The 6,500-nt window shown below is 56.0% G+C and carries 5 protein-coding genes; all 5 read left to right on the top strand.

Annotated features, from left to right (window positions below; all coding sequences use genetic code 11):
* Nucleotides 1–614: 614 nt before the first annotated feature.
* From ABF979_RS11150 to ABF979_RS11130, 5 genes are read left to right on the top strand one after another with little or no spacing between them, the layout of a single operon-like run.
* Complete coding sequence (locus tag ABF979_RS11150) at nt 615–2,966, top strand: TonB-dependent receptor domain-containing protein (RefSeq protein ID WP_149026494.1); 2,352 nt, start codon at nt 615–617, stop codon at nt 2,964–2,966.
* A gap of 13 nt (nt 2,967–2,979) precedes the next feature.
* Entirely contained in the window at nt 2,980–3,801 is an 822-nt protein-coding gene (locus tag ABF979_RS11145; protein ID WP_077813911.1) for a transporter substrate-binding domain-containing protein, read from the top strand.
* A gap of 16 nt (nt 3,802–3,817) precedes the next feature.
* The gene (locus tag ABF979_RS11140; RefSeq protein ID WP_077813912.1) at nt 3,818–4,648 is read left to right on the top strand and encodes an amino acid ABC transporter permease; all 831 of its coding nucleotides are present in this window, start codon (nt 3,818–3,820) and stop codon (nt 4,646–4,648) included.
* Nucleotides 4,645–5,460: an amino acid ABC transporter ATP-binding protein gene (locus tag ABF979_RS11135; protein WP_077813913.1), complete on the top strand. Its 816-nt coding sequence runs from the start codon at nt 4,645–4,647 to the stop codon at nt 5,458–5,460. Before ABF979_RS11140 ends, ABF979_RS11135 begins: the two co-directional genes overlap by 4 nt.
* A gap of 21 nt (nt 5,461–5,481) precedes the next feature.
* Nucleotides 5,482–6,375: a polysaccharide deacetylase family protein gene (locus ABF979_RS11130; protein WP_077813914.1), complete on the top strand. Its 894-nt coding sequence runs from the start codon at nt 5,482–5,484 to the stop codon at nt 6,373–6,375.
* The last annotated feature ends 125 nt before the right edge of the window (nt 6,376–6,500 follow it).

The raw sequence follows: 6,500 nt of genomic DNA, 5'->3' as shown, positions 1-6,500 counted from the left end.
ATATTATTGAATATAAGTAATTAATCCCGGATGCAGCAAAAACATGACGGCTGCTTCGGTCATGATCTCATCTTATAGTGCCTTGGCGTCGACGCAAGAAAAATTTGGAGTTGACACCAAAAAGTCTGGACAGGGCCGATTCATTCCGTTTACGTTACTAATTATCCGGTATGTCAGAGATATCCCGGAAGCAGGGATCTTAAAAATTCTCTGTTATTTCAGGCAGGGATTCCAACCTGTGATTCAGCATCAATTTTCCTGCTGCAGGGTGGGCCGACATGAGAGTTACGTTCCACAGGGTCGGACGGCAGGGTGAAATAATGTTACTACAAGGAAATAGAGCGCGCGTGAGTATCATAACTGCCGAGATGAAGCGCCGCTCATATCGTTTCGATATCATTCCAATTATGGGAGTGAGTGCCGGGAACATGAAAAAATCAGGTTGCAGACTGATTTTTCCAGATCAGTTCATGGCGCAGGTCTCTGCCCGTGGTGTTTCGCGTGGCCGCCTGCCCGGTGCGGTCCGTCATGTTCCGGTGTCTAAAACAGTCAGGTGCAGGAATAAAAAGTAACCAATCTCAAAAACCCTACAATCATCCATCAGGAGGCATGTAATGAGACGTAGCCGATGTCTCGGGATTTTCATTGTATGTTGTGTTCCATACATTGATTCTGCAAAGGGAGCGACCGTATCTTCCGGGGCCGCTCCCGCTCCAGGGCAGCGTCATGGTGTTATGGCGGCGCCGCGGGCAGGCGCCCACACGGTGCGGCACGGTGCGGGCGCCGCACCGCGACAGGTGTCGGAGCAGTTGCGTGTCGTGTCCACCGCCCGCACCCAGTCACACGGTACGCGTGAAGTGGTCAGCCGCGCCATGATGGACAACTTCGTGCCGGGCACAAGTGCAGTCAAGATGCTTGCCCAGTTGCCAGGCGTTCAGTTCACGTCGTCTGATGCGCTGGGGGTGGATACGTGGTCTTCCACGCTGTACGCCCGTGGCTTCGTGCAGGACCAGATGGGCTTTACCCTTGATGGGGTTCCGTTGGGTGATCAGGGATATTTTACTTATAACGGCCTGAAATCTCAGGCTGCGATCGCGCCTGAAAATATTGCCAGCATGGATATCTCGCAGGGTGCGGGTGCTGTGGACGCGCCAGGGACCACCAACCTGGGTGGCCAGATCTCCATGGTTTCATCCGATCCCCTGCAGAAGGCCGGGGCACGTGTTTCGCAGTCCTTCGGCAGCTGGAATGCGTACCATACGTTTGTCCGGCTTGACAGTGGCAACCTGAATAGGACGGGCACCCGGTTTTACGTATCCTATGTCCGTAATGACACGGACAAGTGGAAGGGCGCGGGATACCAGTTTGAACAGAACGTCAATGCCAAGCTTGTCCAGCCGCTGAAGAATAAAAGTGAACTGTCGTTCTTCTTTGACTGGAACAACCTTGTGCAGCCGGTTGATTATCAGGATCTCAGTTTCAATTTCCTGAAGGTGTATGGTACCCGGCTTGATCAATACTATCCCAATTATACCAACGCCTATAACGCGGCGGAGGGGAAATACACGCTGGGCCAGGACAAGACGAACGATCCCAAGGACGTTGCATATTATGACGTGGGGCGTGTCTGGAATGACTACCTTGCGTACACGAAACTCAAGCTGAACATGACAAACAACCTGTCATGGGACACGACTTTGTATGGTCATGGCCAGAAGGCGATGGGGGTGTTCACCAACCCCTTCCATGCCTCGCCCAACGGGGCGCCATTGTCCGAACAGATCAAGCGTCCCTGGCTCATGCGTTACGGGTTTACGTCCGGTATGAACTGGCGCATGGGACACAATGTCCTCAAGGCCGGGATCTGGTACGAATACTACCGCAACGCCATAAGCCAGACATTGTACGAAGCCCCGCTGTTGGGGCAGGGTGTACCGGATCCAAACCATTTGGGCGCTGCGTTTGATCGCATGTGGGCCTTCGATTTCAACACCAATACTTTCATGGGCTATGTGGAAGACCGGTATTACATCATGCCCAACCTGGTAGCGTCTGCCGGGTTCAAGGCCATGACGTCCACCACCCGTGGATCACAGGTGGCGAACAATACGGGCGAGGCGGCACTGGCGCAGGGCAGCCTGAATGCATCAGACGGGTTCCTGCCGCATTTCAACGTTGATTACAATCTCGACCGGCATAACGAATTCTATTTCGATATTGCCAAGAACCTGCGTACTTATGCTGATGGTGGCTATGGCCTGGGCAGTGTCTGGGGTGTAACCAACCTGCAGACGTTCAATGAAATGAAGAAGGTGATCAAACCGGAAACCGACTGGACCTATATGGTCGGCTACCGTTATCAGGCGAAGAAACTGTCTGCATCTGTCAGCTTCTACCATACTGATTTCTTCAACCGCCTGCAGACGGTCGCATCAGGTAATATTGTCAACCCGACGGATTCAGTCGCCAACGTAGGCAGTGTCCACATGAACGGCGTGGACGTGGGGGCGACGCTCCGCCCGTTCAAGGGGCTGAGTTTCTACAACAGCTTCAGTTATAATCATGGATGGTACGGATCGGATGTGTCCGATGGCGGCACGGCCTATCAAACCAAGGGGAAGAGGATCGTCAACTATCCTTCCTTCATGTATAAAACGCAGCTTGCTTATACCTACCGCAGTGCGCAAGTGCATTTTGACGCATCCTACATGTCCAGCCGCCCGTTTGACTACGTGAATACGCTGCATGTTCCGTCCTACTGGCTGGCGTCTGTGGGAGCGCGTTACAACTTCGATCGTGTCGGCCCGCTCAGCACGCTGTCCGTCGGTTTCAACGTCTATAACCTTTTCAATTCCACCTATATCGGAACGATGGGGGACAACGGAAATCCGATGCAGGGTGATTATCAGTCCTTCAGCATCGGCGCGCCGCGTTCCTTCTTCGGTACCATCTCCGCTTCCTATTAGGACAGGAGCATAAATGCGCTTACGTCGCCTGCCCCTATTCGCATGGACTGCCTTCATGTCCGTTCTTGCCGCAGGGAGCATCATGCTGTCCCTGTCGGCCATGACCGCCGGATACGGGGCGCCGCCGGCGCCTCTGGTCGTGGGGATCAACCCCGTTTACCCACCCATGGAATTCCATGCGCCGGAAACGGGTGAGCTTCAGGGCTTCGATGTCGATTTCGCCTATGCGCTGGGAAGGCAGATGGGGCGTCCGGTGGAAATACGCGAAGCGTCCTTTCCCCAGTTGATGATTGATGTCGGTTCAGGGCGGATTGATATCATCATCAGTGGTCTGAACGACACGCCTGGTCGGCGGGGTGTTCTCCGCTTCATTGATTACCTGCAGTCCGGCGCCCAGTTGCTGGTGTCGGGCAGCAGTCCGTTCACACGGGACATCGACCTGTGCGGTGGGACGGTATCCGCCGCTCGTGGCACCGATTTCGCCCGTATCCTGCAGGTATGGAGCGCACGTGTCTGCACGGCCGGGCATCTGCCTGACATCACAGTGGTGGGGACTGAGAATTCCGCCATGGCCCGTCTGGAACTGCGTGAGGGCAGGGTGCAGGCCGCCGTACAGGGACAGGAAACGGTTGGATATTTTCTTGATAATGCCCATTCGCTGTTCCGCCGGTTTCTGCCCCCTATCAGCCAAGCCTGTCTTGCGATCGCCATGCGACATGACAGCGCGCTGTTTGAGAATATCAGAGCCAGTTTCGAACAGATGAAAAAGGATGGGAAGTATCAGAGCCTTCTTCGAAAATGGCACCTGGAAGCCAATACAGTCATTCCCTCATAGTCTGCACAGGTGAGACATGTCTGCTGAAATACAACTCGACGATCACAGCACGATCATAGAACGGGGCCGTTACCATATGGCCGTGTCGCTTGTGGGCGTACTGGCATTCGTGGCGTGGCTGATCCATGCCTTTGCCGTTTCCGATATCGAGTGGAGGTATGTAAGCCATTTCCTGATGGTCCGCACCATAATGCAGGGTGTGGCCGCAACGTTGCTCATGGCCATATCCGCCATGATGCTGGGTACCGTGATCGGCCTGACCTTTGCCATCGTGCAGCAGTCAGGCAATCCGGTCTGGAAAACGGTGGTGGCCGGTTATGTCTGGCTGTTCCGGGGGACGCCGGTCATCCTGCAACTGCTTTTGTGGTTCAATCTGGCGCTGGTGTTCCCGCATATATGGATACCCGGTTACGGTTCGGTCCAGACAGTGCAGCTTATGACGCCGTTCCTCTCCGCGCTGCTTGGTCTGGGGCTGAATCAGGGGGCCTACATCACCGAAATCATGCGTTCCGGTCTGACCAGTGTGGACAAGGGACAATATGAAGCCTGCTGCATGATCGGCATGACACGTCTGCTGGCGCTGCGCCGGGTCATCCTGCCACAGGCCCTGCGGGTGGTCATTCCACCACTGGGGAACGAGTTCATCAGCATGATCAAGCTTACATCGCTTTCAAGCATGATCCAGTATCCGGAAATACTGCATAACGCACAGAACATCTATTATGCCAATGCCCGGGTGATCGAACTGCTCCTTGTGACCGGGTTCTGGTATCTGACGATTGTGACCGTTCTCATGCCTGTGCAGTATTTTCTTGAAAAACGTATCAACAGGGGATGGTCGGGATGACTGCCACAGATATTGCAGCAATACCTGCGTCACCCATCCTTGAGGTCAGGAACCTGAGCAAGTCGTACGGCAGCACATCCATTCTGAAAGGGGTGTCGTGTACCCTGAACCAGGGGGATGTGATGTGCGTGCTGGGCGGATCGGGATCGGGCAAGACCACACTCCTGCGCTGTATCGCCCAGCTTGAGCGTTATCAGGGCGGCAGTGTGGTCGTGGATGGCGAACTGATGGGGATTGCTGCAGCAAAGAGCGGACGTTTTTACCGCCTGTCGGAGCGCCAGATCGCGCGCCAGCGTCTCGAGACCGGTATGGTCTTTCAGAAATTCAATCTGTTTTCACACATGACAGCGGTGCAGAATGTGATGGAGGGCCCTCTCCATGTCCTGTCTGTCCCGCCGGCGGAAGCTCGCAGGGAGGCCTGTCGCCTGCTGGAATGGGTAGGACTGGGGGAACGGATGGAGCATTATCCGGCCCAGTTGTCCGGTGGCCAGCAGCAGCGTGTCGCCATCGCCCGGGCCTTGGCCATGAAGCCCAAGGTCATGCTGTTTGACGAACCGACCAGTGCGCTTGACCCGGAATCCGTAGGCCGCGTGCTGGCGGTCATGAAACAGGTTGCCGCAACCGGCATGAGCATGATCGTCGTGACCCATGAAATGGGTTTTGCGCGTGAGGTCGCAAGCCAGGTCGTGTTCATGGATCAAGGGGCCATCGTGGAAAATGCCCCGTCCGCACAGTTCTTTTCCGCGCCATCGCACCCACGAGCGGCTGATTTCCTAGCCTCCACGCTGGGCGCGCGCGCACAGACCAACTGAAATTACAGGAATACATACAAGATGTCTGCAACCTATGAACGCTATCGCAACGTCCCGCTGACGCCCCCCAACCAGGCACCGCCCGCCCTGCGCTACCCCTGGCCCGAAGGGAACCGGGCCGCCATGTTCCTGTCTTTCGATATTGATGCGGAAAGCGCATGGACCGGCAAGGATCCGTCCCATGCCGACCGTCTTGTCACCATGTCCTTCGGCGGGTTCGAGGCACGGGTGGGCACACCCGTCATCCTCAGGCTTTTACGGGAAATGGAGCTGAAGGCCACGTTTTTCATTACCGGCTGGGCGGTGGAAGCCCACCCCGCCATGGCCGAGGCGGTACTGGCTGATGGTCATGAAATCGGGCATCACGGCTATCATCATCTCATTCCCGAACCCGGCGCCGATCATATGCAGGAGGAACTGGATTACGGGCTGGAAGTGCTTAAAAGGCGGCTGGGCGTGGTGCCTGTGGGTTATCGTGCGCCCATCGGGGAAGCATCAGCCGAACTGTGCCAGAGCCTGAAGGAGCATAATTTTCTCTATACCAGTTCCTGGTTTGATGATGTGCGCCCTTACCGGCAGTTGATGAAGGACGGATCGCCCGGCCTGATTGAACTGCCCCAGACCACCAGTTACGATGACTGGATGCACGGGCTTGCGAACCGTTTCAGCCCGCGCTCGATCTTTCCCAAGGAGCATGTGCTGTCGATGTGGCGCGATGACCTGGACGAAACCCGCGCATGGGGTGACCTTGTGACAACCGTGTTCCATCCGCAGGTAAGCGGTCGGCCGATGCGCTTCCGGCTGTTGCGTGAATTTTTGCAATATACTGTCAGTTGCAACGACGTATGGATTACAACAGGAGAGGAGATCGCACGGTATTACGAACAGCAGGAAAAAGCCCTTGCGGTATCGTGATCGTGCATTCGGGATGATCCGCGCCCTTCTGCCCGTGCTGCTGTGGGGGGGTTTTGGGGCCGCAGCACCCCCCCCGGGGGGGGTGGGGGGGTTTAACCCCGAAGCGCCCGCCGCCATGGGAGGCC

This window comes from Gluconobacter sp. (assembly GCF_047723935.1).
In the GTDB taxonomy this organism is placed as follows: domain Bacteria; phylum Pseudomonadota; class Alphaproteobacteria; order Acetobacterales; family Acetobacteraceae; genus Gluconobacter.
The sequence above is the reverse complement of the archived record's forward strand: the minus strand, read 5'-3'. Positions and strand labels throughout refer to the sequence as shown.